Source organism: Paenalcaligenes hominis (genome assembly GCF_011927625.1).
Taxonomy (GTDB): domain Bacteria; phylum Pseudomonadota; class Gammaproteobacteria; order Burkholderiales; family Burkholderiaceae_B; genus Paenalcaligenes; species Paenalcaligenes hominis.
This window is the reverse complement of the sequence record NZ_JAATIZ010000001.1, coordinates 105,224-130,466: the sequence shown is the minus strand read 5'-3', so window position 1 is coordinate 130,466 and position 25,243 is coordinate 105,224. Positions and strand designations below refer to the sequence as shown.

Genomic DNA, 25,243 nt, shown 5'->3' with positions numbered 1-25,243 from the left:
GGGGCCGGTCAATGAGCACTTCACTTTATCTGGCCTCTGCAAGCCCAAGGCGCCACGAGCTATTGCTGCAAATTGGTGTGCCTCATACCGTGCTGCATGTGCCGGCGATGGGGCCTGACGACGAGCCTATTCTGCCTGATGAAACGGCACTGCACTACGTACAGCGCACAGCCCTAGACAAGCTCCACCATGCGTTGCAATGGCGCGCCCAGCGCCCAGACTTGCAGCAAGACTGGCCCGTATTATGCGCCGACACAACTGTCGAGCTAGATGGGCAAATTTTAAGTAAGCCAACTGATTTAGCTGATGCTGCTGCTATGTTGCAGCGGCTCTCGGGGCGTACTCACCAAGTGCACAGCGCCTGTTGCTTAGGCTACAACGGCCACATTTATCGCGCTTTATCTACCAGTACACTTCAGTTTAAACCCCTAAGCCCAGCAGAAATCGAGCGCTACTGCGCATCAAAAGACCCCCTAGGCAAAGCGGGTGCATATGGCATTCAAGGCAGAGCAGCGGTGTTTATTACGCACTTAGAGGGCAGTTACAGCAGTGTGATGGGTTTAGATCTTTACCAAACCCATCAGCTTTTACAGCAAGCGGGATTACAGTAACCCACCCATTTGCAACGCTAAAAATAACTGCAGCAACTCATCTTCAGTGATGGGTTTGTTATTAAGTAGCAAGGTGTCTTGTTTTGCATCAAAGGCAAATTGCAATCGTACCTCAGTGCCATCGTAAGTCACCAAACCGACTTCTTGGCCAGCCTCGACGGCACTATCAAATAGCATGTCAAACATAGAGGCCATTAAGCCGTTCCCGGCCACTACCTGCTGCAACATAGGCCGAGACAGGGCAATATCTAACGTTACTATTTCGTAGACTTGGCTTAGCTCGCCTTGTAATGCGGTGCCCTCTTTGAAATGCTGTACCAACGCTGGGGCGCCTTTCATGCGCGTCGCAATAGCGCTATTCCCACTTTGATTCGTCCACGTTAATTTGGCGTGTTCTAGCTCGGGCTCATAGCCCAAAAACTCGCCAATTAAAACACGCAGTTTGGCTTCGTCTTCAGGCTGCTCAGACTCGGCCACCAAAGCCATCTGATTGAGCAGGTCTTGATGCAAATTTTTTGCCTTCACATCAAAATCCAAGCGGCCATAATCTGTGCCTTCGACCACAATTTGTTGTAGGGCGTACGCGGCAGCTACATTCATTAGCTCGCCTTGCATGGCATAGTTGGCTTTGGCTTCTAGCCCCTTAAGATCCAGGACACCCGTTTCCGTAGAATTTAAATGCAAGGTATCTAGATTGAGCACCGAGTTATAATGCGCTTGAGCTGGGTTTTCATTGGCATCGACGTGAATACGCAGCTGGCTTAGTTCGAGCTTAAATTGCTCGGGATTCATCACACTTAACTTCGGTGCCGTCACATCAACGGTAATCTCCCCCGTTTTATTTTGGTAATCGTACCCTACCGCTACCGCTTCGGTAGTTAAGGTCGTTTCGGCCTCAGGATCCGTATAATTCACAGCCGCAAGCTGTGCTTGGCCCTTAACCGTGCCGCCAAAGCCAAACACTGTTTTGGTTGTGATGGGGCGCTGGTTCTGAGCAGCATCGAACCAGGCCTGGGTTTGCACAGTGCGTACCAATTGGCCCTCAGCCACTGCCAGTGCTGGCGCGAAATGCCTCGCCGCAATAGGTAAAGGGCCATGATAGATTTTGTCTTCTAATTTAAAAGTGAAATCTGTTTCTGCATCGGCCAGCTCAACCTCGTATTGAACCGTAGAGGAAAAAAGACCTCGCTCATAGTGGGTAATATTAAAGCTACGCTTTTGATCAAACAGAGCCATAGAGGAATGCGTGGCAAGAAAGTCTTGTACGACGGCAGCTTGCTTATGCACCTCGCCTTTTACTCGACCTCCTACATACCACGTGCTACCGACATAGACCACTGCTACTACCGCTGCACCGAGCGCTAGCTTTACTGTTTTACTCATGAATTAGCCTTTTAGAGTTTGAATAATATGAGAGACGTCCTGACTTCCTAAACCTTGACGCTGCACGATTTGGTAAAGTTGTTGTACCGCATGACTGACTGGCATCGCAGTGCCTTGCGTTTGCGCTAGCTCTGCAATGGTGTTTAGGTCTTTTAACATAGTCTGTACGGTTGCCGTTGGCTGTTCGGGCAAATGTAACATGCGACTTACAAACTCTTGTAATAGCACGGAATCCGCCCACCCACCCGCCAGGGCCTCGGGTAACTTCGCCACCTCCACATTGGCATCTTGAGCTAAGCACATGGCTTCCGCTATGGCTGTAATGGTCGCTGTGACGATGGTTTGATTGCATAGCTTAGTGACTTGACCTGCACCCACCGCCCCCATATGGGTGACCTGAGCGGCATAAGCGGCCAACACAGGCCGAATACGTTCCACCTGTTCTGCTGCGCCCCCCGCCATAATGGCCAGCGTACCCGCCTCAGCGCCAGCGGTGCCACCTGAAACAGGGGCATCCACCCAATGCCAGCCTGCAGGCAGTTGTTTTGCCAATGCTTGTGTACGCTGTGGTGCAATTGAGGAATGATCAACCACCGTTATGGCTGTCTTTTTTTGGGCTTGAACCAAGCCGTGTTTACCAAAAACCACCTCTGCCACCGCATTCGCATCAAACAAACACAGAATCACCACATCAGTATGCGCGGCTAAGGCTTGAGGGCTGTCATACACGGTGGCCCCTGCAGCTGCTAAAGGAGCCGTTTTGGCTTGACTCCGATTCCAAACGGCTAATTGATGCCCTGCTTGGAGTAAACGCCTACACATTGGCAACCCCATCAAACCGATTCCTGCAAATCCAATACGCATGTTGTCTCCTGAGCTCAAAATAAAAGCGCGCTAAAGGCGCGCTTTTTCACTAACTTGGTAAAAATTTAAGAAGCTGAGGTTTCGGCTTCGTTGAGTTTGCGCGATAGCTCGCGTGGCAAGGGGAAAGAAATGGTTTCCTCTACCCCTTCAAGGGTGCGCACAGACAGCCCGCCTAGTTCTCGGATACGCGCTATGACCTGTTGGACTAGCTCTTCGGGTGCAGATGCCCCCGCTGTAATACCGACACGCTTTGCATTCACAAACCAGTCTTCTTGTACCATGGCAGGATCATCTAATAAATACGCGGGGGTGCCTATGCGTTCGGCCACCTCGCGTAAACGATTAGAGTTAGAACTATTAACACTGCCTACTACCAACACCACATCGCACTGAGGCGCCATAAACTTGACGGCATCTTGGCGGTTTTGTGTGGCATAGCAAATATCGCTTTTTTTAGGCTCTTCAATTTCAGGGAAGCGCTCTCGTAGGGCCTGAGCGACTTCTTCGGCATCATCCACCGACAACGTAGTCTGGGTCACAAAAGCCAAATTACTGGGGTCAGTCACCTGTAAATTGTGTACGTCCTCGACCGTTTCCACTAAGAACATACCGGCATCGGCTTGACCTAAGGTGCCTTCGACCTCGGGGTGCCCCTTGTGCCCGATCATGATGATTTCACGGCCCTCGGTGCGCATTTTAGAGACCTCTCGGTGCACCTTCGTCACCAAAGGACAGGTCGCATCAAACACCGTCAACCCTCTTTTTTCGGCCTCTTGTCGTACTGCAAGAGACACGCCATGAGCTGAAAACACCACGATGGACCCAGCGGGGGCTTCGTCTAATTCTTTAATAAAAATCGCGCCTTTGTTGCGCAAGCTTTCTACCACATAGCGGTTATGCACAATTTCATGACGAACGTAGATCGGTTTACCGTGTAGCTCTAACGCACGCTCTACAATATCAATGGCACGATCCACACCCGCACAAAAACCACGCGGTTGCGCCAAAACGACCTGCAGGTCATCTAAAGATTCAATCTGAGGCTTCATAATATTCCCAAAATATGTACGTCTAGACGTATTTGTGCGCCGGCTAGAGGATGATTAAAGTCAAATAAAGCGGAATCGTCATTCCATTGCTTTAATACCCCGGCATACCGAATACTCGTTGGGGAGGCAAACTCCACCATATCCCCTGGCTCGTAAGTTTCCTCGGGGTTTTGTAGATCGGTCATGAGTTCTCGAGCTACCCATTGCACCAATGCGGGGTTACGCTCGCCGTAGGCCTGTTCGGGCTCTAGGGTACAACCAAAGACGTCCCCTTCGGTGCGACCCAACAAGGCGGCCTCTAAACCCGGGGACCATTGTCCAGTGCCTAGCTGTAATGTAGCGGGGCGGCCATCAAAGGTATTCGCAAAGACAGTGCCCCCAGCTGGACCCGTCAAAATTTGAATGCAATAGTGCAGCGTTAGGTAAGAGTCCGCATGGACAATTGGTCGCTCGTCTTGATTTTCCACGCTCAAGGTCTGTCACCCTATTAGTCTAAATCGTGATTATTCATTTGCCTATTTTAATGCCTACAATGACTTCTGACAGCAAAACCCTAAATAATGTACGCCCACGCGAGCGTTTACTTCAATCTGGCCCCGCTGCGCTTAGCGATGCAGAGCTACTGGCTATCGTGCTTCGCACAGGCTACAGGCAGCGGCCCGTACTGCAATTGGCGCAAAGCTTATTGAACGAGTTGGGCGGATTGCGTGGTCTTTTAGCCACTGATATCACACAATTACAGCAATTTAGCGGCATTGGCTTAGCTAAAGCCTGTGAAATTTCAGCTATGAGCGAAATTAATAAACGAGCCCTACAACAATCCTTGCAGATGGGTCCTGTGATGAATCACCCTCACCTCGTCAAAGACTATTGCATTGCGCGTCTCGGTCACTTAACCATAGAACACTGCATTGCACTTTATCTTGATAATCAGTTGCACCTAATCACCAGCGAAGAGGTCGCCAAAGGTACCTTAACTCAAGCCTCTGTCTACCCCCGTGAGCTTGTAAAATCTGCCCTAAAACATCATGCTGCCGCTATAATACTTGCACACAACCATCCCTCGGGTGTGCGTCAGCCTAGCGATGCCGATTTACATCTTACGCAACAGCTGCAACGCGCCCTAAGCTTGGTCGATATACGCTTAATAGACCATTTAATCGTTACCGCCGGATATGCCACCTCTTTGGCCGAACTAGGTAAAATGTAGTCATTGCTTTTATGCAACGTTTACCTCATGCTTTTTCAAGTACGTGTCATTTTCTTTGCAAAGTCGCGCTTAAATGTTAGAATCTTTGGTTTTACAGGATACGTGGCAGATTAGTGTTAATCCATCTGTTGGCGGTCCGCTTTAGACAACAGGATAACATCATGAAAGTAGGCATCCACCCCGAATACCGCGAAGTGGTGTTCTTGGATCAACAAACTGGTAACACTTTTATTACTCGTTCTACCGTTAATACTCGTGAAAACATCGAGCTAGATGGTAAAACATACCCCCTATTCAAGTGTGACGTCACCTCCGAGTCCCACCCTTTCTATACCGGTGCACAAACACGCATCGTTGAAACAGGCCGTGTCGAGAAATTCCGCGCCCGTTTTGCTCGCACTGCTGGTACGCTTAAAAAATCCTAAGCCCAGCTCTCAGAAAAGCAGCCTTCTTGGCTGCTTTTTTTATTTTCCGTTCCCTGACAACTCCGCCCCCCTAGCAGCTAATATGAATTAAGATATGTCTCTGTTTTTATCTTTATTCTAAATGCTGTGTCCATAACTACTCCTCACACAACTCCTGCGCGTTTAACCACTTCTGCCGCGAGCAAACTGCCGCGCGCTGTGTTGTGGGTAGTCGGTTTAATTTATATTTTTGCCGGGTTATTTCTGCGTGACCCATGGAAAACGGACGACGTCATCGGCCTAGCCGCTATGCTCAGCGCCGTCCAATACGAAGGCTGGCAATCCATTATTACCCCTCAAATCGGTAATTTAGCATTCGCTGAAATAGGCCCCTTGCATGTGTGGATAGGGGTACTAAGCATTAAAATCTTTGCGCCTTTCTTTGCGCTTTTTACCTCTTCGCTTGATGCCACCATTCTTGCTTCACGCTTACCCAACTTACTGTATTTTTTGGTGCTCATCAGCACTTTATGGCAAGGGGTATTTAGACTAGCCAATCGGCGTGCAGCGCAACCACTGCCTTTACCTTTTGGTGGCGAGCCTTCCTCTGTAGACTATGGCCGCATGATTGCTGACGCCGCGTTACTGTTATGCGTTGCTACAGTGGGCATCATTTGGCGACTGCACGAAACCTCTTCGGTACCCTTAAGCCTAGCGCTGTATGCCACGGCTTTTTATGCCCTCAGCTTAACCTACACCAAGCCCTTGCGTGCCGCTTTACTTTTAGGGGCGGCTATTGGTCTTAGCTTCCTTAATCAAGGCTTATGGGTCGCTTTAAGTCTTTGTCTTAGTGCAACACTGGCCTATGTGCTGTGCATGTCGTTACGCCAACATGTGCAATCCCTAGTGCTTGCATTTTTCACCGCGATCGGCCTGGTTACGTTGTGGATTATGGCAGCTAAAGGCTATCCCTATTGGTGGCAACAATGGCAACTCTGGCATCTACAACAAATAGCGTGGCCACACACTAGCGCTCTGATGAAAAGTGGGCGCGATTTACTGTGGTTTCTGTGGCCGACCTGGCCTCTAGTGATAGTTGCACTGTGGCAATGGCGCTCTTGGCTACGTTTTGCTCACATTGCTATTCCTGTTAGTTTATTAATCGGCCCATTGGGCTTGCTCTTATTTTCTAGACAACCCTTTGAGCCAGAGTATGCGTTACTAGTGGTACCGTGCGCTGTATTAGCTGCTTTTGCCTTACCCACTTTACGCCGTGGCGCCATTAATAGTTTCGACTGGTTCGCCGTGATGTGCTTTTCTTTATTTACCGCTGCTGTCTGGCTAGGCTGGATAGCACAACATACTGGCTGGCCCCCAAAAATTGCTCAGAGTATCCATCGTCAAACTCACGGCTTTGACACCAGCATCTCGTGGGTCATGTTTAGCGTCGCAGTGTTGGGCACCCTAGCGTGGGTAAGCTTAGTCAGTTGGCGTTTGCGTACTCATCCGCCTGCGCTATGGCGAGGGACCGTGCTGTCTGCGGGCGGCTTAATTACCACTTGGCTGTTGCTTATCACATTGTGGCTGCCTGCATTGGATTATGCGCGTAGCTATAGGCAAGTGTCACAGGAGCTGGCCCAGCAAGTGCAGCAATTACCTGCCAATGCATGCATCCGGGCCGTGGGTTTAGGTCTTGGACAGCGTGCCTCGTTTTATGCGTTTAATGGAATGAATTTTAGCTTTGACGCCAGGTGCCCATATATCTTGCAACAAACTTCGCCAAAACTAAGCACAACTGAACAAAATAGCCTTTTACGACCCACCAAAGAGCTTTGGCAAGGCCGCCGAGGCGGCGATCGCAATGAGATGTTCCGCCTGCTAGAGCTCAAGGTGCAGCCTTAGTTATAGATGTAATCACGACGCCATGGGTAGCTTAGATCGGCGGGGTAATCCAACTCGTCCGGCCTAGGTCCATGCATAGGCTGCGCTAATACCTGATGCAAAGACACCCACCCTTGTTCAAAACCCATTGCGCAGCCAGCTAAATACACCCTATAAGCACGCAAAGAACGCTGGCCATCTGCTGTATTTAAGATTTGGTTTGCCTCATCCATATGCTGCTCAAGGCGATCACTCCAGGCCCACAAGGTACGTGCATAGTGTGGGCGCAAATTTTCTATGTCTACTGCTTCTAGCCCCCCTTCTGCTAAATGTCGTGTGACATGACTAATATGAGTCAGCTCGCCCCCAGGGAAAATAAACTTATCAATAAACTCACCCATGCCTGCCCCCAATTGGGTGTGCTCCACCCCTCCCGACGTAATACCATGGTTCAGCACTAGCCCGCCCGGACGCAGGAGCTCATTAATACGGGAGAAATAGTGGGTAAGCTGAGCACGCCCCACATGCTCAAACATGCCAACTGAAGCCATTTTATCGAAGGGTTGCTCTGGGTCAAGCTGGCGGTAGTCCATTAAGGTCATGGTGACTCGGCCCTCGAGCCCTTTTTCTTGAATAAGCTGGTTAACATAAGCATGTTGATTTCGAGACAAGGTAATGCCTGTTGCCTGCACCCCGTACTGTTCCGCTGCCCATAACAGCAACCCACCCCAGCCAGCCCCTATATCTAAAAAACGCTCGCCAGGTTGCAATTTCAGCTTTCGGCAGATTAAATCCAGCTTGGCTTCTTGGGCCTGCGCTAAGGTAGAGTGTGGCTGAGCATAATAGGCGCAGGAATACACGCGTCTTGGATCCAGCCAAAGCGCATAAAAATCATCTGATAAATCATAGTGAAATTGAATTTGCTTTGCATCCCGCTCTAGAGTGTGGCGCCAAGCAGAGCGTAAACGCTGCAAAAAATTAATAAAAGCCCCGGAGCGACTTTGGTTGATAGGGGTAGTAGGCAATATGCTTACGGCGGCGCGCATTAGGTTGCGTATGGAGCCTTGAAAGTCAAAGTCCCCATTCACATAGTCCTCGCCCAGTAAACCAACCTGGCCCGATGCTAAGCGCGTTAATGCGCTTTGCGTTTTCGCATGCACGATGAGCTCTGGGTTTGCATCCCCAAGCACGGCGCCATCGGGCATAACAAGCCGCGTAGGCATGGGAAGTTTATCTAGCACTGATTGAATTGCTGCGTTGACACTCATTTTCTGCCTCCTATGTGTATTGCAAAATGAAAACTTTGCTAAGCACTAAAACATGGATGATGCCTATCGTTTGCCCTACAAGTGCATGCTACTATGGATGGTTTCTGTATTTGATGCTGGAATTATGTCTACCTCTAAACCAAAACGTCATTTATCCAACACGATTCCGTCTTGGTTAGTACTCATGGGGCTACTGACTGCTTTAGGGCCTCTAGCCGTAGATATGTACCTTCCCGCTTTCCCTCAGATAGCGGTTGACCTCGCTACCTCTGAGGGGCGCGTAGAACGCACTCTTGCCAGTTATTTATTTGGGATGGCGTTAGCCCAACTTTTTTATGGGCCGATAGCCGATCGTTTTGGTCGTAAACCTCCTTTAATTTTTGGGGTTTTACTTTTTAGTATTGCTTCGATTGCAGTCGCTTTGAGTCAAGACATAGAGCACTTGACTTTATGGCGCATCGTACAAGCCTTTGGGGGCGCCTCTGGGGCGGTCATACCTCGTGCTGTGATTCGAGACCACCTCGAAACACGTGACGCTGCCAAGGCCTTATCGATGATTATGCTCATTATGGGAGCCACACCTATTCTAGCCCCCATTATTGGAGGCCAGGTTTTGCTTTTTGCAGATTGGCGTTTTCTGTTTCATATAATGACTTTATGCGGTGCCGCTTTATTGATTAGTACCCTTTTTACTATGAAAGAAAGCTTAGATAAAGCGCACACCATTCCTTTACGCCCCAAGTTAATTGCTAAAAATTATAAAGAGCTACTACAACATCGGAGTTTTTTACTTTACTCACTCGTCGCAGCATTTGGCTCCGCAGGCATGTTTGCCTATATTAGTGGTGCACCTCGTGTATTTATTAGCGCTTTCGAGGTGCCCATTACTTGGTTCGGCGCCTTGTTCGGCCTCAATGCATTTTGTCTTATCGCTGCCTCACAGATTGGTGTGCGCCTCCTCAAATACTATTTACCGCATCGCATCTTAGCTGTCGCCCAAACCATACAGTTCAGCACGGTTATGGTTGGCTTAGTATGCACTCTTCTAGGTATAATGAATGTCTATGGGGTTATGGCAATGCTGATGGTATTTATGGCTTGTCAGGGTTTTATCAATCCCAATGCAGCAGCATTAGCACTCTCGGCCCAAGGCCACCGTCTTGGCGTCGCTTCAGCTCTGATGGGCACCTTACAAATGCTTTGTGGTGCGCTGTCTGGTCTAGCCGTCAGCTCATGGCACACGATTTCTGCTGTGCCACTTGTGGCAGTACTTAGTGCATGCGTTACTATTTCGTGGTTTTCGGGTCGAAAAGCCTTGAAAGAAATGGTGTAATGCTTGCTTTGCCGCCATTTTTTATATTAGAATGTATTGTTTTATGAACTACTTAGACTAAATCAGAGCAACAAAACCATGTTTTCTTTGATTTAGTTTGTGCTTTAATGCGCCCGTAGTAACGATTTTACTGCAAGCGCGGAAGCCGATTTAGACTCTAAAGGGGTATAACCATGGCACGCGTATGCCGAGTTACCGGAAAAGGCCCAATGGTGGGCAATAATGTTTCTCACGCCAACAACAAAACTAAACGTCGTTTTTTGCCAAACCTGCAATCACGCCGTTTCTGGGTTGAAAGCGAAAACCGCTGGGTACGTTTACGCGTATCCACCCAAGCTCTACGTTTGATCGACAAAAACGGTATTGAGTCCGTTCTTGCTGACATGCGTGCTCGCGGCGAACGCGTTTAATCGCTCGCTTCATCTCACAGCTAGTTAAAGGAATACATCATGGCTAAAGGAATCCGCGAGAAAATTAAACTCGAATCCTCCGCAGGTACTGGTCACTTCTACACCACAACCAAAAACAAGCGCAATACACCTGAAAAAATGGTCATCAAAAAATTTGACCCCGTAGCGCGCAAACACGTAGAGTACAAAGAAACTCGTCTTCGTTAATACCCTTGGTATTACCCAGCGAGACTACGGCAAAAGGCCCTGCAACTGCAGGGCTTTTTTGTGGTTAAATTATTTAGCTCTTACAACACTGGCACAAGCGCTTTTGCCCCGTATAATGTAAGGGTTCATTTTATTCATACCTTACTTGGTAGCTCAAATCTCATGCAGGAAAGTTATAATCCACAACAAGTCGAACGCGCTGCCCAACAAAACTGGCAAGACCGCGACGCTTACCGCGTTGTAGAAAACGCTAAAAATGCCGATGGCAGCTTAAAGCCTAAATTTTATGCCTGTTCCATGTTGCCCTACCCCAGTGGCAAGCTCCATATGGGACATGTGCGCAACTACACCATTAATGATGTAATGGCGCGCCAACTTCGACTTCGTGGCTATAACGTTCTTATGCCCATGGGTTGGGATGCTTTTGGAATGCCTGCTGAAAATGCAGCCATTAAATCCCAAGTCCCCCCTGCACAGTGGACTTACGACAACATTGCTTACATGAAAAAGCAAATGAACGCCATGGGGCTGGCGATTGACTGGTCGCGTGAAATGTGTGCTTGCGACCCGGACTACTACAAGTGGAACCAATGGTTCTTCTTAAAAATGCTCGAGGCAGGTATTGCTTATCGCAAAACGCAAACCGTTAATTGGGATCCCGTTGACCAAACCGTTTTAGCCAACGAACAAGTTATCGATGGCCGAGGCTGGCGTTCCGGTGCCCTCGTTGAAAAGCGCGAAATCCCAGGCTACTACTTGGCCATTACACGCTACGCAGACGAACTCTTAGACCAAGTTCAACACCATCTACCTGGCTGGCCCGAACGCGTGCGTACTATGCAGGAAAACTGGATCGGCAAGAGCTTTGGTGTGCGTTTTGCTTTTGAGCATACCATTACCGATGACAACGGCCAGCTTATCCAAGACGGACGCATGTTTGTGTTTACTACACGTGCCGACACCATTATGGGGGTCACCTTTTGTGCGGTTGCTCCCGAACACCCTCTAGCCACTCAAGCCGCGCGCACCAATCCCGAGTTGGCTGCCTTCATTGAGAAATGTAAAAAAGGGGGCCAATCTGAAGCCGACATTGCTACCCGTGACAAAGAAGGTATGGCAACTGGCCTAACAGTCACCCACCCCATCACGGGCGCTCCGGTCGAGCTCTGGGTCGGTAACTACGTGCTTATGTCATATGGCGACGGGGCCGTGATGGGCGTGCCTGCTCATGACGAGCGCGACTTTGCTTTTGCTCTCAAATATCAGATCCCCATCAAACAAGTCATTCAGGTGGGCGAGCACGTCTTCTCAGACCAACAATGGCACGACTGGTACGCCGATAAAGACACGGGCGTTACGGTCAACTCGGGTGATTTTTCTGGCTTGAGCTCTGCCGAAGCCATTGATCAGGTGGCTGCCTACCTAAACCACAAACAGCTAGGTGAAAAGAAAACCACTTACCGTTTGCGCGACTGGGGTATTTCACGTCAACGCTATTGGGGAACGCCTATCCCTATTATCCACTGCGCAGACTGTGGGCCTGTGCCAGTACCCGAGAGTGATCTCCCGGTTATTTTGCCCGAGCACCACATTCCTGACGGTAGTGGCAACCCACTCAATAAAGACGAAGCCTTTCTTGCTTGCTCTTGCCCTAAGTGTGGTAAAGACGCACGCCGTGAAACCGATACGATGGATACGTTTGTAGACTCATCGTGGTATTTTATGCGCTATGCCTCACCCAAAAACAGCACTGCCATGGTCGATGAGCGCAATGATTACTGGATGCCAATGGACCAGTACATCGGCGGTATTGAGCACGCTGTTTTGCATTTGCTTTATGCCCGATTCTGGACCAAAGTCATGCGCGATCTGGGTCTAGTTAACTTCGACGAGCCGTTCACCAAGCTACTCACTCAAGGGATGGTGCTGAATCACATCTACAATCGACGCACGCCGCAGGGCGGCCTCGAGTATTTCTGGCCCGATGAAGTCGAAAACATCCATGACGATAAAGGTAGTATTATCGGCGCACGATTAAAGTCGGATGGCTCAGAGGTCAACTACGACGGCATTGGCACGATGTCCAAGTCCAAAAACAATGGCGTTGATCCTCAGCATTTAATCGACGAAATGGGTGCCGACACAGCGCGTTTATTTGTTATGTTTGCCAGCCCCCCAGAGCAAACCCTTGAGTGGGCCGAGTCTGGTATTGACGGCGCCAATCGCTTCTTACGTCGCCTCTGGAACTTTGCCCACAAGCATCAAGCACAACTTAAAGACGGCGTAGGCCAAGCGGTGCCTAACGACCTTGATAGCGCCGCAAAAGACTTACGTCGCGAAATTCACAGCATCTTAAAACAAGCGGAATACGATTACCAACGCATCCAATACAACACCGTTGTGTCGGGGGCGATGAAAATGCTTAATACACTTGACCATGCAAAACTGGCTAGCTCTTCGGCTAACCATGCCGTATTGGCCGAGTGTTACTCTATCTTGTTACGCGTGCTTTACCCCGTTGTGCCACATATCACCTGGAGCCTCTGGCAAGAGCTTGGCTATGCTGGCATTCATGGCGATTTACTTGATGTCACCTGGCCTCAGGTTGATGAAGCTGCTTTGGTTGCCGATGAAATCAACCTAACCCTACAGGTCAACGGTAAACTACGCGGTACACTCACGGTGCCTAGTTCCGCTGATAAAGCCGCCATAGAGCAGGCTGCCGTCCAGCACGAGGCGGCGCAACGTTACCTCGAGGGCCGCGAGCCAAAACGTATTATTGTCGTTCCGGGCCGTTTGGTTAATATTGTCGTAGGGTAAAACGCGTATGCTTAGCACCTCATTCTCTTTTTTTACAAAACGTAGCGCACTGCTAGTCAGCAGTTTGCTGGTGCTAAGCATCGTCTTAGGTGCCTGTGGTTTTAAACTTAAACAGGCCCATCCATTACCTTTCAACACGCTTTATACCAATATCTCTGACAACTCGGCTTTTGGTGCACAGTTACGTCGGGTTTTACGCGTCAACTCACCCTCACTGCGCTTTGTCTCGCAACCTGAATTAGCTCAGGTTCAACTTATACAGGAACAACTGCGGCGCTCTGTGCGTGAGTTATCCCTAGACCCATCTGGGCAAGTGGAAAACTATGAGTTGCATCTTGAACTGATCTTCAGCTTAATTGACGCTTCGGGGCAAGCCATATTGCCCTCTACTGTTTTAAGCTCTACACGGGAAATTCCCAACTCACCAAACAACTCCGAGGCCAAAGCCCAAGAAATGGAAACCCTGTTTCAAAGCATGGAAATGTCATTGGTGGATCGCGTTCTGCGTCGGCTTAGTGCTTCAGATATTGCAGAGGCCTACGAGGCCAGCCTACATCCCCAGACCAGTTCCCCCACCCCTAAAGCACAACCCCCTGCTTCTGCAACCTCGTTCAACTAACCGTGGCCACAGCTCGTTTATCTCTTACTCCGCTGCAAAGCTGCTATTGCATTAGTGGCGATGAAATTCTTTTACATGTCGAGGCGTGCGATGCGATTCGTCTCGCCTCTAGGGAGCAAGGGTTTACTGAACGGCATCGCTTTGTCATGGACGGGCGCAGCGATTGGACCGAGGTGTTCGAAGCCAGTCAGGCGTTATCGCTTTTTGGGGATAAGCGCCTCATTGATATCAGTATCCCTACAGGTAAACCAGGCCGCCAAGGCAGCGAGGCCATTTTGCAAATCGTGGCACAGCAGGCCCAACCTAATCCGGATACTGTTTTTTTATTTCAACTGCCTCGTTTAGATCGCAGTACCCGAGCAAGCAAATGGGCTAAAGCCCTTGAATCAAACAGCCAGTGGTTAGACGTACCCACCATTTACAAAAACCAGCTGCCTAACTGGCTGCAACAACGGACTCAGCTCAATAAACAACACCTGGATGAGGACGCTCTACACTGGCTAAGTCAGCAAGTCGAAGGAAATCTACTCGCAGCCCATCAAGAAATCCAAAAAATGGCGTTGCTGTATCCCGAAGGTACGCTCACTCTTAACCAAGTGCAGGCTGCGGTTTTAAATGTTGCCCGTTATAATGTGTTTGACTTGCGCGAAGCCATGCTCTTAGGTGATGCAAAACGTGCTTTAACGATACTGCACGGGTTACGCGGGGAAGGTGAAGCCTTACCCCTAGTATTATGGGCCATAGGCGATGAAATTCGTCTTTTAGCCTCGCTCTCTGCACTGCAACAAAGCGGAGGCAATTTGCAAAATGCATTGCGCGCTCAGCGCGTTTTTGGCCCTCGCGAACAACAACTAATGCGCTGCCTACAACGCATTGCGCCACATGCATGGCCTGCTGCCGTTCGGCATGCCCACGAGGTCGACCAGCTCATTAAAGGGCTTTCTGTTCCAGGTTGTCTAGATGACCCTTGGGAAGAAGCCGCCCGTTTGTGCTTACGCATTGCCTTAGCCAATTAGGTATAGGCATTCTTATCATTCGTTTTTAATACAACGCTATGACCGAACAGAATCAAGATCAATTAACGCAAGAGATGCTAGAGATGGGGCGCCAAGCTCGCGCAGCGTCTCGTATTGTACGCAATGCGTCTGACACGAAAAAATCCAAAGCCCTCTTAGCCATGGCTCAGTTACTTGAAGCCAATAAAAGCCAGCTTCAGGCTGAAAATGCCAAAGACATTGCCGCGGCCGAGCAAAATGGTCTAGAGCCAGCCTTGGTCGACCGGCTTAAACTGTCTGATCAGGCACTTAGCACCATGGCCACCGGACTGCGTCAAATCGCAGCCATGCCCGACCCTGTTGGCTCCATTGGCCCAACCACTAAACGCCCAAATGGCCTGGATGTGGCTCAAATGCGCGTTCCACTCGGGGTCATTGGCATTATTTATGAGTCGAGGCCAAATGTTACTATAGATGCGGCCGCACTTTGTCTTAAATCAGGCAATGCCACTATTCTGCGTGGCGGCAGCGAGGCCTTTTACTCTAATCAGGCCTTAGGAAAAATCATTCAACAAGGTTTGGCCGAAGCCGGGTTACCTGAACACGCCGTACAGGTTGTAGCCACCACCGATCGCAATGCAGTGGGTCATTTAATCACCATGACCGAGCACGTTGATGTGATCGTGCCCCGAGGCGGCAAGGGCCTCATTGCTCGACTTACCGCCGATGCCAAAGTGCCGCTAATTAAGCACTTAGACGGTAACTGTCACGTTTACATCGACAAAGATGCCGATGTCTCTAAAGCGCACCGTATTGCTGTGAATGCCAAAACCTACCGCTATGGCATTTGCGGCACCATGGAAACCTTATTAGTGCACCACGAAATTGCTCCAGCGGTGCTTCCCGAGCTCGCGCAAACCTTCCAGGAAATGCAGGTCGAGTTGCGTGGCTGTGAGCGCACCCGCGCTTTACTCAGTGGCGTGAACCCAGCCGACGAGTCTGACTGGGAAACTGAATACTTGGCCCCTGTGCTCGCTATACGTATTGTGAATACCCTCAACGAGGCCATGGACCATATCGAGCACTATAGCTCTGGGCACACCGAATCCATTGTGACTGAAAACTTGACTACCGCACGACGCTTTCAGCGTGAAGTCGACTCCAGTTCTGTGTATATCAATTTACCAACGTGCTTTGCCGATGGCTTTGAGTATGGTTTAGGTGCAGAGATTGGCATTTCCACCAACCGTTTGCATGCACGCGGCCCAGTCGGCCTAGAGGGGTTAACCACACAAAAGTGGGTACTCACCGGTGACGCTCAATTACGTGGACAAAAATAATGGCCTATCTTTGGGTTAAAGTGTTTCACATTTTGATGGTAACGTCGTGGTTCGCGGGGCTTTTTTATTTACCACGTATCTATGTCAATTTAGCGCAACAAAGCGAGCCTGCGGCGCAAACCCTATTAATTGGCATGGCCCAGCGCCTTTTTCGGTTTATGAAACCGCTGGCTATCCTCACCGTTATCACAGGCCTCATCCTTTTTTTAGGCTTTGGTGTAGGCAAGGGCATGGGTTGGATTCATGCCAAACTGCTCCTGGTATTGGCTCTTTTAATTTACCACTGGCATTGTGGACGCATACTTCGTCTTTTTAAGGCAGGCACAAACACCAAAAGTCATGTGTATTATCGTTGGTATAACGAAATCCCTGTCTTAATCCTGCTCCTCGTCTTGATTCTTGTTGTCATTAAACCTTTTTAATTTGTATGACCTCTACCCCTAAAAAAACGCTGACGCTAAAGAAAAAGCCCCGCAGCGCTGACGACACCACCACACCCCGTCAGCGTTCGGGGGCACGCGCTCGACAAGCTCAGCAAATGCAACGTTTGCGTGACAACACCTCCGGTAGCGACACACCAGAAAGCACGCCAACACCGCCTGCGCCCCGTCGCCCTCAGCTCACCGCCAAACCCCAACGTGCCCCAAGTGGCTATGCGCCAGCAAGCAAACGGCCAGCCAAGATGGATACTCCCAAGCGTCACCGCATCGAAGGCCCTAAAATCCAGGCACGTTTCACCGCACAACGCGACGATGAATTCACTTTATTTGCACCGTGTCCGGTGGGTCTCGAAGAAGCCCTGGCTACTGAACTCCAAGCCTTAGGTTTTGCAGAGGTTTCTCAGGGTCGAGCAGGCTGTCATTTTTTAGGCAATTGGCACGATGTATTACGCGCTAATCTCTACTCGCGCTTAGCAACACGTATTCTGGTACAAATGGCTTTTGCCCCTATTCAAAACGAAGACGAGCTCTACGAGCTTGCGTACCAGACCCCTTGGGAAAATTGGTTTGGGGCCGAACAAACATTGCGCGTTGACACCTCCGCCATCCGCAGCCCCTTTCAAAGCCTTCAATACGCCAATCTACGCGTTAAAGATGCCATTTGTGATCGCTTACGCGACCGCGAAGGGGCGCGCCCCGATATTGATACCGTACGCCCTGACGCCAAAGTCCACGCTTTCTTGAACGAAGACTCTGCCACCCTTTATATTGATAGCTCAGGAGAATCCCTATTTAAACGCGGCTGGCGTCACGATAAGGGGGACGCTCCATTACGGGAAAACTTAGCCTCGGGTTTACTGGCTTTAGCCGACTGGGACCCTAACCAGCCTTTGATTGATCCATTTTGCGGTAGCGGCACTATTCTTATCGAGGCCGCTTGGATTGCTCTGGGTGCGCCTCCGGGTATAGCACGGCCTTTCCATTTTGAACGTTTACGGCATCATGATGCCCGCGCCTGGCAAGACCTTAAAGCTGAAGCTCGCGCTCATATCGCAGCTGAAATCGAAGTGCCATTACTCGGTAGCGACCTAAGTCCCGGTGCAATTGCCGCTGCACGCGCCAACTTAACTCGTGCTCACCTACCCGCAGACACCATTCAGTTCGAGGTGAAAAATGCACTGGATATTCAACCTGTCGCACCTAAAGGTTGGATTATCACTAACCCGCCTTATGGCGAGCGTCTGGACGATACCGACACCGAGTTCTGGTCTGATTGGGCAAGCCACCTCAAGCGTAATTTCAGCGGTTGGAGTGTGAACGTGATTACTAGCGATTTAGAGCTCCCATCTAAACTCCGCTTAAAGCCCAATCGCCGCTTCCCTCTATTTAATGGTCCTCTTGACTGCCGACTCTTTAATTTTCAAATGGTGGCAGCAAGCAACAGATAGGCCAATTTTTAGCCACTTATGTTGAACAAACAAGGGTTAACCCCTATAATAGGGTTAATCCTTATTTCAACATGCGTGGTTATTATGTATCACCAACATTCTAATGATATGCTCTTAACTGATGACCTTGAGCGTCGTCTTATTCAAAGTGCAGTAGAGCACCAAGACCGTTTACGTCCGCTACTAATGCTAAAAGCTTGGTTTAAACAGTTGTTTGCGTAACGCTTTTTTTTGTGAAGTAAATCTCCTTTAGGCTTCAGTGGTCGCTTGGGTTAGTTTCTCCTCCTAGCCCCTAAATCACAGCGAGTTGGATTATAATTTCGCTATGTCTGCTGAAGCTTTTTTCCCCCTCCCCACCCCCTCCCGCTGGCGCCGCTTTTTATGCATGGTGTACGAAGGCATTTTGCTCTTCGGTATCGTCTTTGGTGTGTTGCTGCTCTTTGACTTCCTTACCCAAAGTCGTCATGCGTTGTTCTTGCGCGATGCGCGTCAGGTTATTTTATTTTTAAGTATCGGCTTATATTTTTTATTGTGTTGGCGGCGCACGGGTCAAACCCTGCCTATGAAAACCTGGCATATGCGTTTGCAGATGGCAGATGGATCTAAGCCCAGCTGGTTACGAGCTCTATACCGCTATCTGCTAATGTGGGTTATTCCATTAGTGTTTGCACTAGCGCTGCATTTTGCGGCGGCAGCTGTTCACCAACCTGCCTTGCTTCTTTTTATTGTTTTTACTCCACTCAGCCTGTTTATCTGGACATGGGTCGATCCTGACACGCTTTTTTTACATGATCGCTTAGCAGGGACTCGAATTGTGGATCTTCGTCCCCATATAAAGCAATAAGACTCTTTTTTCCGCTATCACCATGACAGATCAACTGAATAAATACCTTTTCGCTGACCAGCTGACCCGCGCTCAAACCGTAGAACTCCAACAGACATGGCAAACCGGCCTCGAACACCAACACTACCCAGAAAGTGTACGTAATTTATTGGGCGAGCTCGCTGCAGCTGCCGTGCTTTTAGCCGGGAATTTAAAGCTAGATGGCTCCCTAGTACTACAAGCTCAGGGCGATGGCCCCATTGCGTTGATGGTGGTCGAATGCACATCCCAATTTGAGATTCGTGCCACTGCTACTCTGCGCGAGGATGCAGTTATCCCCGAGGACGCCACGTTGCAAACCTTGCTGAACACCTACGATAACGGCCGCTTTATTGTTGTACTTGAGCCCAAACCGGGTACGGATATGCAGCCTTACCAAGGTATTGTGCCTCTGCAAGGCGACAACTTAGCTGAGGTGCTAGAAAACTACATGAAGCACTCAGAGCAGCTAGATACAAAAATCTTCCTAGCGGCGGATGCTCATAAAGCCAATGGTTTATTATTGCAGCGCTTGCCCGGTACAGGCGGCTCTATCGAAGGCACCGAAGCCCCCGAGGAGCCCAGTTGGGAGCGTGCGCAGCAGTTAGCGCAAACCATTAAAAATGAAGAGCTACTTGAGCTTCCTGCAGCCGAGCTGATTCATCGCTTGTTTTGGCAAGAGGACCTTTTACAGCTCGAACCCACCGCGTTACAGTGGCATTGCCCCTGCACGCGCGAGCGCGTCGCTGACATGCTGCAAATGCTAGGTCGTGAGGAAATCGAATCGATCTTGACCGAGCAAGAGTACATCGAGGTGGCCTGTAACTTCTGTGGCAAGCCTTATCATTTTGACGCTGTAGATAGCGCACAACTCTTTATTGCTAAATCCGATCAGCCCGAATCGAAAAAAACCCTGCACTAAATAGTTATCTCTCTTTAAAAGCCCTGTTTTACCCACAGGGTTTTTTTTATCCCCGCGCCATGCAGCCTAAGGGCATTTTCATCCAGGTATAAGTCGCAGCTACGCACCCTACGGCCTAGCTTGCATACTTAGGCGTATGACATGCACAACTTATACTCGTTCGCAATTGGGGGCCACGCTGACTGAAAGCAGTCTCAGCTTACTGATTTTCTGCTTAATATTTTTAGGCCTGATCGAAAGCGCCCACTGGTTATTGCTTAGACAAGCCCTCAATCAGGCCTTATTCAATACCGCTCGCATTGCCGTCACACAACAGGCCCATCCGCAAATTATTCAGCAGGCCTTTGAAGAGCAACTCCAAGCTCTACGCTCATTTGTACGTCCTTCACCACAAACTTATTGGCAAATACACCACTCTACGTTGGCTCAAGCCACTACACCCGTACGCAATAACTATCAGGCTTTACAGTTTTCTGCAGGCAATAGCGCTATTTTTGATCAAAATACCTTAGTGTTAAAACTGCTGTATGCTCACAAACCCCTCACGCCTTTAGTGCGTACGGTGGTCGCTTGGGCGCACCATTGGCAGCAAGCGTCGCACGACGCCTTGGCTGAGCGCGGTTTTATTCCTATCGTAACCACTGTTCAACTACCGATGCAGTCAGATCAACCCACCTCCTATACAGGGCAACGTCAGGCTTTGGCATTTAATCAGGCAATGGCTGAGCTTTCATCCGCCACAACGCCGTTACGCTCGCTAGGGTGGCAAAGCACAGTGCCTGCTTTAGATGCATGGAGACCCACACCCACTACACCGCCCAATTTATTAACCGATGCGCAGTGCGATAAGGATCATTGTTGTGGGCCACTTTTTTGATTTGTGCCTAAAATTTGCACAAAGACTTCGCCTTGTTTGATCATGCCTTGCTCTAAGCGGGCCAGTTCCTCGATGGCCGAAGAACCATCTCGCAAGTCTTGAACTTCGGCGGACATGGCGTTATTACGCGCCAGCGAAGCGTCATTGAGTTCTTGCTGTTCATTAATTTTAGTTTGTAATTCAGCAATACGGCTTACGCCATTATCCCCAAGCCATAGCTCATAATTAAAGTAGAACAATAAGCCCAAGAGAAAAATAAAAATCAAACGCATAATGAAGCGACAACAAAGGGCTGAAGCAACAGCCCTTTGCTTTAACCCTTATTAACGTAGGTTATAAAAAGCATCGCGACCTGGGTAGGAGGCCACGCCAGAAAGCTCTTCTTCGATACGTAATAACTGGTTGTATTTAGCCATACGGTCGGAACGGGATAATGAACCGGTTTTAATTTGCATGGCATTGGTGGCTACTGCGATATCTGCAATCGTAGAGTCTTCGGTTTCACCAGAACGATGCGAAATAACAGCCGTATAGCCATAGCGTTTAGCTAGTTCGATGGCAGCAAAGGTTTCTGTTAAGGTACCAATTTGGTTAATTTTAATCAAAATGGAATTACCAACACCACGGTCGATCCCTTCACGCAAAATTTTGGTATTGGTTACGAATAAATCGTCGCCGACTAGCTGTACTTTTTTACCTAAGCGGTCAGTCAGGATTTTCCAACCTTCCCAATCGTCTTCTGCCATGCCGTCTTCGATAGAAACAATCGGGTATTTATCGCACCAGCTTTCTAATAAATCAACCAACTGCGTGGCATTGAGACTGATACCGCCCTCGCCCTCGAGATGATAAGCACCATCACGGTAGAACTCGGAGCTTGCACAATCTAGAGCCAATGCAATTTCCGTGCCGGCTTCGTAGCCCGCCTTATCAATGGCTTGAAGAATTAATTGGATGGCAGCCTCGTGGTTAGCCACGTTAGGAGCAAAGCCTCCTTCGTCGCCTACAGCGGTAGACATGCCCTGAGCGTGAATTAAATCTTTCAAAGCGTGAAAGACTTCGGCGCCCATACGTAAGGCTTCACGGAAGCTTTTTGCACCGATAGGCATGATCATGAATTCTTGCATATCGAGTGTATTGTTAGCGTGCGCACCACCGTTGATTACGTTCATCATAGGGACGGGCATTTGCATAGCGCCACTGCCCCCAAAATAACGGTATAACGACAGGCCGCAATCATCGGCAGCAGCACGTGCTACCGCCATACTTACTGCCAACATGGCGTTAGCGCCCAGACGACTTTTGTCTTCGGTACCGTCTAGATCCAACAAGGTTTGGTCAATGAAGTTTTGCTCTTGCGCATCTAAGCCAATTAATGCTTCGGCAATATCGCTGTTAATGTTTTCGACAGCACGCAACACCCCTTTACCCAAGTAACGGGCCGCATCGCCATCGCGTAACTCTAGCGCTTCGCGCGTTCCTGTGGAAGCCCCGGAAGGCACAGACGCACGCCCCATCGCACCGGACTCTAGTAATACGTCACACTCTACCGTCGGGTTGCCACGCGAGTCTAAAATTTCGCGACCAATAATATCTACAATAGCACTCATGAAATGTAGTCCTTGCTGTACAGCAATAACGCTAATAAATGAAAAACGTAAAAATTACGCTTAGGAAATAATGTTGCCCCTATTGTACAACCAGCCTTAAGAAATAGCAGTGTTAATCCAACATATCAGAGGCTTTTACCGTCGTATCTATCTGTTTTAGGTGGCGCAGTAAGGTAGCCATTTGCTCTAGGGGTATGGCATTGGGGCCATCGGAAAGCGCTTGATCAGGATTGGGGTGGGTCTCCATAAACAACCCGGCCACGCCGGCGGCCACCGCTGCACGTGCTAAGACAGAAACAAACTCACGCTGGCCGCCAGAGGTAGCGCCCTGCCCATCTGGCAACTGCACCGAATGGGTAGCGTCAAACACAACTGGACTGTGCGTTTCACGCATAATTGCTAACGAACGCATATCGGACACTAAATTGTTATAACCAAACGAGGTACCGCGCTCGCACACCATGATGGTGTCGCCGTCTCCGCCTGCGTCTAATGCGGCGGCTCGGGCCTTGTCGACCACGTGTTTCATATCATGAGGCGCTAAAAACTGCCCTTTTTTAATATTGACGGGCTTTAGGGTGGCAGCACAGGCTTGAATAAAGTCAGTTTGTCTACATAAAAAAGCCGGGGTCTGAAGCACATCGACCACAGCGGCTACATCATCGACCTGATCTTTCTCGTGCACATCGGTTAGTACAGGCACACCCAACTGCTCACGTACATCAATTAGGATTTGCAGCCCTTCTATAAGGCCAGGACCACGGTAAGATGCCCCCGAGCTACGGTTCGCTTTATCGAACGAGCTTTTATAAATAAAAGGGATACCTAATTCGTCGGTGAGCTCTTTAAGGTAACCGGCCGTATCGATCGCCATTTGCCGGGACTCAATTACACACGGGCCAGCGATTAAAAAAAAGGGTTGGTCTATACCAACGGTAAAACCACATAATTCCATTATCATTCTCACAAAAACATACACCGCATAAAGCGGTGCATGATGAAACGATTACGAATGGGCTTTATGGGCAAGCGCAGCTTTTATATAGCTGATAAACAGCGGGTGACCATCGCGCGGTGTTGAGGTGAACTCGGGATGGAATTGCACGCCCATAAACCAAGGGTGCACAGTTGTCGGTAGCTCCATGATTTCGGGCAGACTTTCATTGGGGGTGCGGGCACTAATAACTAGGCCGGCCTCTTCGAGACGAGGTACATACACGTTATTAACCTCGAACCGATGACGATGGCGTTCATTAACAATAGGCCCATAAATATCATAAGCCCGTGTGCCTGCTTTGACCGGGCATTCTTGGGCGCCTTTACGCATGGTCCCACCTAAGTCTTCATCGCCAGAGCGGTGCTCTACTCGACCTTCGCGGTCTTTCCACTCGGTAATTAATGCGACGACAGGGTGTGCAGCGGAAGGATCGAACTCGGTACTGTTAGCGCCACCTAAACCTGCTACGTGACGTGCGTATTCGATCACTGCTAATTGCATGCCTAAACAAATACCTAAGTAAGGAACTTGATTTTCGCGCGCAAAACGTACGGCTTGAATCTTGCCTTCTGTACCGCGCTTACCAAAGCCGCCCGGCACCAGAATGGCGTCAAAGCCCTCGAGACAACCTGTGCCGTTTTCTTCGATGTCTTCAGAGTCAATGTACTCGATCTGCACTTGGGTTTCTGTATGAATCCCGGCGTGCGTCAATGCCTCGGACAACGATTTATACGATTCAGTTAAGTCCACGTATTTACCTACCATGGCAATACGTACTACGTGTTTGGGATTTTTCAAGGTATGCACTAAGCGATCCCACATGCTGAGATCAGCCGGTGGCGGTGATAGCGCCAACGCATCGCATACCAAATTATCTAGTCCTTGGCTGTGCAACATAGAGGGGATTTCATAGATGGTTTCCGCATCTTTCACTGAAATCACGGCATCTAAAGGCACGCTAGAGAACATAGAGATTTTGGCCCGTTCATCGTCAGGAATCTCGCGGTCGGCACGACATAAAATCGCATCAGGATACAAACCAATTTCACGCAATTTTTGTACAGAGTGCTGCGTGGGCTTGGTTTTAAGCTCGCCTGCGGAAGGAATAAACGGCACTAAGGTTAAATGAACCAGTGCAGTGTTATTGCGCCCCAAGCGTAAACGCATTTGTCGAATAGACTCGAGGAACGGCAATGACTCGATATCACCAACCGTACCACCAATTTCAACGATCGCTACATCTGCCTCGCCATTAAACGCGGCCTTTGCGCCTCGGGCAATAGAGTCTTGAATTTCGTTTGTGATATGAGGGATCACCTGAACCGTTTTCCCTTGGTAGTCCCCACGACGCTCTTTACGCAGTACGGTTTCATAAATTTGACCCGTAGTGAAGTTATTGAGCTTGTGCATACGCGTTGTGATGAAACGCTCGTAGTGGCCTAAATCGAGGTCAGTTTCAGCGCCGTCTTCGGTAACAAATACCTCTCCGTGCTGAAAAGGGCTCATGGTACCGGGATCTACGTTAATGTAGGGGTCGAGCTTCAGCATGGTCACGCGTAAACCACGTGACTCAAGAATGGCGGCGAGGGAGGCAGCCGCAATACCTTTACCTAAGGAGGAAACAACCCCTCCGGTAACAAATACGTATTTGGTGGTCATTATGAATAGCAATCCTGACGTTTATCAGGCAAGA

The 25,243-nt window shown here is 49.5% G+C and carries 26 protein-coding genes; 17 read left to right on the top strand and 9 right to left on the bottom strand.

Going from position 1 to position 25,243, the window contains the following annotated elements; all coding sequences use genetic code 11:
- The first annotated feature begins 11 nt into the window (after positions 1-11).
- Positions 12-611: a Maf family protein gene (locus GGR41_RS00635; RefSeq protein ID WP_167660201.1), complete on the top strand. Its 600-nt coding sequence runs from the start codon at positions 12-14 to the stop codon at positions 609-611.
- Here the strand turns inward: GGR41_RS00635 and GGR41_RS00630 are convergent.
- The 4 genes from GGR41_RS00630 to GGR41_RS00615 all read right to left on the bottom strand — a co-directional run bounded on the left by GGR41_RS00630 (position 603) and on the right by GGR41_RS00615 (position 4,380).
- The gene (locus GGR41_RS00630) at positions 603-1,994 is read right to left on the bottom strand and encodes a YdgA family protein (protein ID WP_167660200.1); all 1,392 of its coding nucleotides are present in this window, start codon (positions 1,992-1,994) and stop codon (positions 603-605) included. The genes GGR41_RS00635 and GGR41_RS00630 overlap by 9 nt on opposite strands.
- Before the next feature lie 3 nt (positions 1,995-1,997).
- Complete coding sequence (locus GGR41_RS00625; protein ID WP_167660199.1) at positions 1,998-2,858, bottom strand: NAD(P)-dependent oxidoreductase; 861 nt, start codon at positions 2,856-2,858, stop codon at positions 1,998-2,000.
- 65 nt (positions 2,859-2,923) lie between these two features.
- Positions 2,924-3,907, bottom strand: a complete 984-nt coding sequence (ispH, locus tag GGR41_RS00620) for a 4-hydroxy-3-methylbut-2-enyl diphosphate reductase (protein ID WP_077733618.1) — start codon at positions 3,905-3,907, stop codon at positions 2,924-2,926.
- Positions 3,904-4,380, bottom strand: a complete 477-nt coding sequence (locus GGR41_RS00615) for an FKBP-type peptidyl-prolyl cis-trans isomerase (RefSeq protein WP_167660198.1) — start codon at positions 4,378-4,380, stop codon at positions 3,904-3,906. Before GGR41_RS00615 ends, ispH begins: the two co-directional genes overlap by 4 nt.
- Before the next feature lie 50 nt (positions 4,381-4,430).
- Between GGR41_RS00615 and radC the strand changes: the two genes are divergently transcribed.
- The 3 genes from radC to GGR41_RS00600 all read left to right on the top strand — a co-directional run bounded on the left by radC (position 4,431) and on the right by GGR41_RS00600 (position 7,423).
- A complete protein-coding gene (gene radC, locus GGR41_RS00610) occupies positions 4,431-5,117 on the top strand; it encodes a RadC family protein (RefSeq protein ID WP_308633660.1) in 687 nt (228 codons plus the stop codon).
- A 161-nt stretch (positions 5,118-5,278) separates the two neighbouring features.
- A complete protein-coding gene (locus GGR41_RS00605) occupies positions 5,279-5,542 on the top strand; it encodes a type B 50S ribosomal protein L31 (protein WP_077733620.1) in 264 nt (87 codons plus the stop codon).
- Between the two features lie 126 nt (positions 5,543-5,668).
- Positions 5,669-7,423 (top strand): glycosyltransferase, encoded by a 1,755-nt coding sequence (locus tag GGR41_RS00600; protein WP_229711094.1) that lies wholly within the window; start codon positions 5,669-5,671, stop codon positions 7,421-7,423.
- On the opposite strand, the gene GGR41_RS00595 is transcribed toward GGR41_RS00600, so the two are convergent.
- A complete protein-coding gene (locus tag GGR41_RS00595; RefSeq protein ID WP_167660197.1) occupies positions 7,420-8,670 on the bottom strand; it encodes a class I SAM-dependent methyltransferase in 1,251 nt (416 codons plus the stop codon). The two genes, GGR41_RS00600 and GGR41_RS00595, sit on opposite strands and share 4 nt — an antisense overlap.
- Before the next feature lie 124 nt (positions 8,671-8,794).
- Between GGR41_RS00595 and GGR41_RS00590 the strand changes: the two genes are divergently transcribed.
- The 13 genes from GGR41_RS00590 to GGR41_RS00530 all read left to right on the top strand — a co-directional run bounded on the left by GGR41_RS00590 (position 8,795) and on the right by GGR41_RS00530 (position 20,943).
- Positions 8,795-10,003, top strand: a complete 1,209-nt coding sequence (locus GGR41_RS00590; protein ID WP_244951415.1) for a Bcr/CflA family multidrug efflux MFS transporter — start codon at positions 8,795-8,797, stop codon at positions 10,001-10,003.
- A gap of 173 nt (positions 10,004-10,176) precedes the next feature.
- On the top strand, positions 10,177-10,413 hold the full coding sequence (rpmB, locus tag GGR41_RS00585) for a 50S ribosomal protein L28 (protein ID WP_077733622.1): 237 nt from the start codon (positions 10,177-10,179) through the stop codon (positions 10,411-10,413).
- Between the two features lie 39 nt (positions 10,414-10,452).
- On the top strand, positions 10,453-10,620 hold the full coding sequence (gene rpmG / locus GGR41_RS00580) for a 50S ribosomal protein L33 (RefSeq protein WP_077733623.1): 168 nt from the start codon (positions 10,453-10,455) through the stop codon (positions 10,618-10,620).
- A gap of 162 nt (positions 10,621-10,782) precedes the next feature.
- Positions 10,783-13,440, top strand: a complete 2,658-nt coding sequence (leuS, locus tag GGR41_RS00575; RefSeq protein ID WP_167660196.1) for a leucine--tRNA ligase — start codon at positions 10,783-10,785, stop codon at positions 13,438-13,440.
- A 7-nt stretch (positions 13,441-13,447) separates the two neighbouring features.
- Positions 13,448-14,059, top strand: a complete 612-nt coding sequence (locus tag GGR41_RS00570) for an LPS-assembly lipoprotein LptE (RefSeq protein ID WP_077733624.1) — start codon at positions 13,448-13,450, stop codon at positions 14,057-14,059.
- Positions 14,060-14,061: 2 nt separating this feature from the next.
- Entirely contained in the window at positions 14,062-15,075 is a 1,014-nt protein-coding gene (gene holA, locus GGR41_RS00565; RefSeq protein ID WP_077733625.1) for a DNA polymerase III subunit delta, read from the top strand.
- Between the two features lie 38 nt (positions 15,076-15,113).
- The gene (locus GGR41_RS00560) at positions 15,114-16,394 is read left to right on the top strand and encodes a glutamate-5-semialdehyde dehydrogenase (RefSeq protein ID WP_167660195.1); all 1,281 of its coding nucleotides are present in this window, start codon (positions 15,114-15,116) and stop codon (positions 16,392-16,394) included.
- On the top strand, positions 16,394-16,816 hold the full coding sequence (locus GGR41_RS00555; RefSeq protein WP_167660194.1) for a CopD family protein: 423 nt from the start codon (positions 16,394-16,396) through the stop codon (positions 16,814-16,816). The genes GGR41_RS00560 and GGR41_RS00555 overlap by 1 nt, the downstream gene beginning before the upstream one ends.
- Before the next feature lie 5 nt (positions 16,817-16,821).
- Entirely contained in the window at positions 16,822-18,282 is a 1,461-nt protein-coding gene (locus GGR41_RS00550; RefSeq protein WP_167660193.1) for a THUMP domain-containing class I SAM-dependent RNA methyltransferase, read from the top strand.
- An 84-nt stretch (positions 18,283-18,366) separates the two neighbouring features.
- On the top strand, positions 18,367-18,504 hold the full coding sequence (locus GGR41_RS00545) for a hypothetical protein (RefSeq protein WP_159436829.1): 138 nt from the start codon (positions 18,367-18,369) through the stop codon (positions 18,502-18,504).
- Between the two features lie 103 nt (positions 18,505-18,607).
- A complete protein-coding gene (locus tag GGR41_RS00540; protein ID WP_167660192.1) occupies positions 18,608-19,126 on the top strand; it encodes an RDD family protein in 519 nt (172 codons plus the stop codon).
- A gap of 22 nt (positions 19,127-19,148) precedes the next feature.
- On the top strand, positions 19,149-20,066 hold the full coding sequence (gene hslO / locus GGR41_RS00535) for an Hsp33 family molecular chaperone HslO (RefSeq protein ID WP_167660191.1): 918 nt from the start codon (positions 19,149-19,151) through the stop codon (positions 20,064-20,066).
- 136 nt (positions 20,067-20,202) lie between these two features.
- A complete protein-coding gene (locus GGR41_RS00530) occupies positions 20,203-20,943 on the top strand; it encodes a TadE/TadG family type IV pilus assembly protein (protein ID WP_167660190.1) in 741 nt (246 codons plus the stop codon).
- On the opposite strand, the gene ftsB is transcribed toward GGR41_RS00530, so the two are convergent.
- The 4 genes from ftsB to GGR41_RS00510 all read right to left on the bottom strand — a co-directional run bounded on the left by ftsB (position 20,919) and on the right by GGR41_RS00510 (position 25,209).
- Complete coding sequence (gene ftsB / locus GGR41_RS00525; protein WP_167660189.1) at positions 20,919-21,215, bottom strand: cell division protein FtsB; 297 nt, start codon at positions 21,213-21,215, stop codon at positions 20,919-20,921. The two genes, GGR41_RS00530 and ftsB, sit on opposite strands and share 25 nt — an antisense overlap.
- A 51-nt stretch (positions 21,216-21,266) precedes the next feature.
- Positions 21,267-22,553, bottom strand: a complete 1,287-nt coding sequence (gene eno / locus GGR41_RS00520; RefSeq protein ID WP_077733632.1) for a phosphopyruvate hydratase — start codon at positions 22,551-22,553, stop codon at positions 21,267-21,269.
- Between the two features lie 112 nt (positions 22,554-22,665).
- Complete coding sequence (kdsA, locus tag GGR41_RS00515) at positions 22,666-23,508, bottom strand: 3-deoxy-8-phosphooctulonate synthase (RefSeq protein ID WP_167660744.1); 843 nt, start codon at positions 23,506-23,508, stop codon at positions 22,666-22,668.
- 51 nt (positions 23,509-23,559) lie between these two features.
- Positions 23,560-25,209, bottom strand: coding sequence for a CTP synthase (locus tag GGR41_RS00510; protein WP_077733634.1), 1,650 nt, complete (start codon positions 25,207-25,209; stop codon positions 23,560-23,562).
- Between the last annotated feature and the right edge of the window lie 34 nt (positions 25,210-25,243).